We start from the raw sequence: 3,166 nt of genomic DNA, 5'->3' as shown, positions 1-3,166 counted from the left end.
CTGATCGTCATGGCCGACCAACTCGGCCGCTCGGTGGGCGACATGTACAAGGGCGCGTGGGGCCCGGCGATCCTGCAGGTGCTGCTGTTTGCGCTCTACACCTTCGTGCTGAGCCGCGTGCGGCCGCAGCACGTGCCTGGTGTGCCCGCGAGCGCGCGCACCTTGCGGGGCGGGGCGCTGTGGCGCAAGTGCCTGCGCGGCATCATCCCGTCGGCCGTGCTCATCCTCGCGGTGCTCGGCAGCATGGGGGGCCTGCCGGGCATGAGCCACGCGATCGCCACGCCGACCGAAGCCGGCGCCGTGGGCGCGGTGGGCGCAGGCGTCCTTGCCGCCTTGCACCGACGGCTCACCTGGGCGCTGCTGCGAGACGCCACCGCCGGCACCATGCGCATCACCGCCATGGTGGTGTTCATCTTGATCGGCTCGCGCGTGTTCTCGCTGGTGTTCCAGGGCGTGGACGGCGGCAAGTGGATCGAAGGCCTGCTCACCGGGCTGCCGGGCGGCCAGGTGGGCTTCCTGGTCGTCGTCAACCTGTTCATCTTTTTCCTCGCGTTCTTTCTCGACTTCTTCGAGATCGCCTTCATCATCTTGCCGCTGCTCGCCCCCGTGGCGACCGCGCTCGGCATCGACATGGTGTGGTTTGGCGTGCTGCTGTGCGTGAACATGCAGACTTCGTTCATGCATCCGCCGTTCGGCTTTGCGCTGTTCTACCTGCGCGGCATCTCGGACACGCTGTACAAGAACGGTTCGCTGCCGAAGAAAATCGAGTCGAGCGACATCTACCTCGGCGCGATTCCTTGGGTATTGCTGCAACTGCTGCTGGTGGTGATCGTGATCTTCGTGCCGCAGACGGTGACCGTGTTTCTCCCCACGCAAGCGAAGATCGACCTCGACAAGGTGCGCATCGAAGCGCCGCCCGAAGAGGCCAGCGGTAGCGACGCCGACGCGCCGCTCGACCTGCAAGAGCTGTTCAAGACGGCGCCCGCCGACGGTCGCGGCGGCGCCAGCGCAGCAACGCCATGAGCGAGCCCTTGATGAGCGGGCCGTGTTATTCGCAGCCCATCAAGGCGCTGGCCACCTTGCTGGTGGTGGCGCTCGCCCTGGCCGCCTCGCGGGCGATGCAGCCGTTGGTGGACGGTGCGCTGCCGGCACCCGCCTGGGCCTTCATCGCTGCGGCGCTGGTCGTCATCGGCGCGAGCTTTTCCGCCTTGCTGCGCGCGCGCATCGTGCTCGATGCGCACCACGTGCGCGAGCACGGCCTGTGGCGCAAGCAGGCGGCGCTGGCCGATATGACGCAGCTAAAGCTGGTGTGCGTGCCGGGGCTGTCATGGCTGATCGCGCCGCGCCTGGTGGTGCAGGTGCGCGGCCGCGGCCGGATGGTCTTTCATGCCGCAGAAGAGGCGCTGCTGCGCGAGGTGGTGCGGCGTGCTCTGGCCGCGCAGGCGCTGACCGCAGCCGGCGGCGGGGCCGACGCGCGGCCCGGCTGAGCGCAACTGCGCGCACGGGCGCGCGCTGCCGCTCTGGCTTCAGTGCTTGACGTTTTCGCGGTTGAATCCGCGCGTCGGTGCGATCGTGCTCGGCATGCCGTTGGAGCCGTCGCTGCACGGCGCCTGCCATTCGCGCAGCGTCTGCTCGAGCAGCGGATGGCCTTCGTGCTTGGCCAGCGCGATCAACTCGAACACGTTGTCGTCGTTGACCAGTTCATGGCCGAGTCCGCGCTTGAGTTTGCGAAAAATTTCCACCGGGTCGTGCTGCATCGGGGGCTCCTGTCGGGCTGATTCGGGTCAGCGAAGCAAACGTAAAACGGGCCGGGCCAGTTCGGCTCGGCTTCGACATCATGCGCCCTCGGCGCGCTCGTAGGTGCCGATGAGGCGCCCACTGGCAATGGCGTAATGGCGCAGGGCGTCCAGCACTTCGTCATGCTCCGGCTTGGAAGAAAACTTCGCGCCCGCTGCCAGCGCGAACAACTGGAAGTGGTAGCGGTGCTTGCCATCGCCCGGCGGCGGGTCGGGCGGCAACCAGCGCGTTTGCAGATAGGAATTGCGGCCGGTGGTGACGCCGTCGGTGACCTGGTCGTTGGCGCCGCCGAGCGCGCCCTCGTCGAGCCCGCCGTCGTGCGCCGGCAGGTCCACCGCGATGGCATGCACCAGTGGGTGCGGCGTCGGTGCGTCGGCGTCCTCCACGATCAACACCAGCGACACGGTGCCGGCCGGCACGCCGCGCCACTGCAGCGGTGGCGAGCGGCCCGCGCCGTCGGCGGTGTACTCCGTCGGCAGCGCGGCGTCGTCGGCAAACGCGGGGCTGCTCAACTCAATGGCCGACAACTCGCCCGGCCGTTCGACCAGCGTGCAGGCGAGCTGGTCGGTCCCGGCGCGTTGCGCACGCAGCGCCCCTGCCACCACATCCGGCAAGTTTTGCAGCATGGCTCACTCCTTTTCAAAGGCATGTCTTCACCATCCATCGGCAGCAGTTCGTGTACCCGGGGTGCGGCGCTATGCTGCGGCGCACCGGTCACAAAGGCTCCCAACATGACGCAACGCGGTTCGGCTTTCTCACGTTCGCAGCGCGCAGCGCATCGCGGGCTCGCATGCGGTACCGGGCTTGCGGGCCTGCTGCTACTCGCGAGCCTTGCGGGGTGTGCCGGCCTCAGCCCCACGCTGGCGGCGACCCCGCAGCGCCCCGCCGACACCGGCTGGGCCGTGCACGGCAACGACCTGGGCGGTCAGCGCCTCTCGCCGCTCGCCGCCATCACGCCCGCCAACGTGGCACGGCTCGCTCCGCAGTGGACCCACCGCAGCGGCGTGACCGGCAGCTTCCAGGCCACGCCGATCGTCGTCGGCGCCGTGATGTACCTGTCGCTGCCGATGAGCAGCGTGGTCGCGCTCGACGCGAAAAGCGGCCGCGAACTGTGGCGCTACCAGCACCAGCCACGCACCAAGAAGCTGTGCTGCGGCCCGGCCAACCGTGGCGTCGCGGTGGCTGCCGGCAAGGTCTATGTGGGCAGCGTCGACGGCCGACTGATCGCGCTCGACGCGAACAGCGGCGCCCTGCTCTGGGACGTGACGGTGGCCGAATACGCCGGCGCCACCGAGGCCACTTCGCAGTTGCAGACCGACGACCCGATGTCCAAGCTGGGCGCCACCGGCTCCACCGGCGTGGGCATCGG

5 protein-coding genes are annotated in these 3,166 nt (G+C 69.0%); 3 read left to right on the top strand and 2 right to left on the bottom strand.

Going from position 1 to position 3,166, the window contains the following annotated elements; all coding sequences use genetic code 11:
* On the top strand, window positions 1-1,023 hold a 1,023-nt coding region (locus tag RMO12_RS15500), incomplete at its 5' end, for a TRAP transporter large permease subunit (protein WP_309639958.1).
* Window positions 1,020-1,487, top strand: coding sequence for a hypothetical protein (locus RMO12_RS15495; RefSeq protein WP_309639957.1), 468 nt, complete (start codon window positions 1,020-1,022; stop codon window positions 1,485-1,487). The genes RMO12_RS15500 and RMO12_RS15495, both read left to right, overlap by 4 nt.
* 39 nt (window positions 1,488-1,526) lie before the next feature.
* On the opposite strand, the gene RMO12_RS15490 is transcribed toward RMO12_RS15495, so the two are convergent.
* Together RMO12_RS15490 and RMO12_RS15485 are read right to left on the bottom strand one after the other, a co-directional pair.
* Entirely contained in the window at window positions 1,527-1,757 is a 231-nt protein-coding gene (locus RMO12_RS15490) for a hypothetical protein (protein ID WP_309626323.1), read from the bottom strand.
* A 78-nt stretch (window positions 1,758-1,835) separates the two neighbouring features.
* On the bottom strand, window positions 1,836-2,423 hold the full coding sequence (locus RMO12_RS15485; RefSeq protein WP_309639956.1) for a YbhB/YbcL family Raf kinase inhibitor-like protein: 588 nt from the start codon (window positions 2,421-2,423) through the stop codon (window positions 1,836-1,838).
* Between the two features lie 105 nt (window positions 2,424-2,528).
* Here RMO12_RS15485 and RMO12_RS15480 point away from each other — a divergent pair.
* The coding region (locus RMO12_RS15480) for a PQQ-binding-like beta-propeller repeat protein (protein ID WP_309639955.1) at window positions 2,529-3,166 on the top strand (638 nt) is incomplete at its 3' end.

The sequence above is a fragment of the Methylibium sp. genome (assembly GCF_031393925.1).
Taxonomy (GTDB): Bacteria; Pseudomonadota; Gammaproteobacteria; order Burkholderiales; family Burkholderiaceae_C; genus Methylibium.
This window is presented reverse-complemented; position numbering and strand designations above follow the sequence as displayed.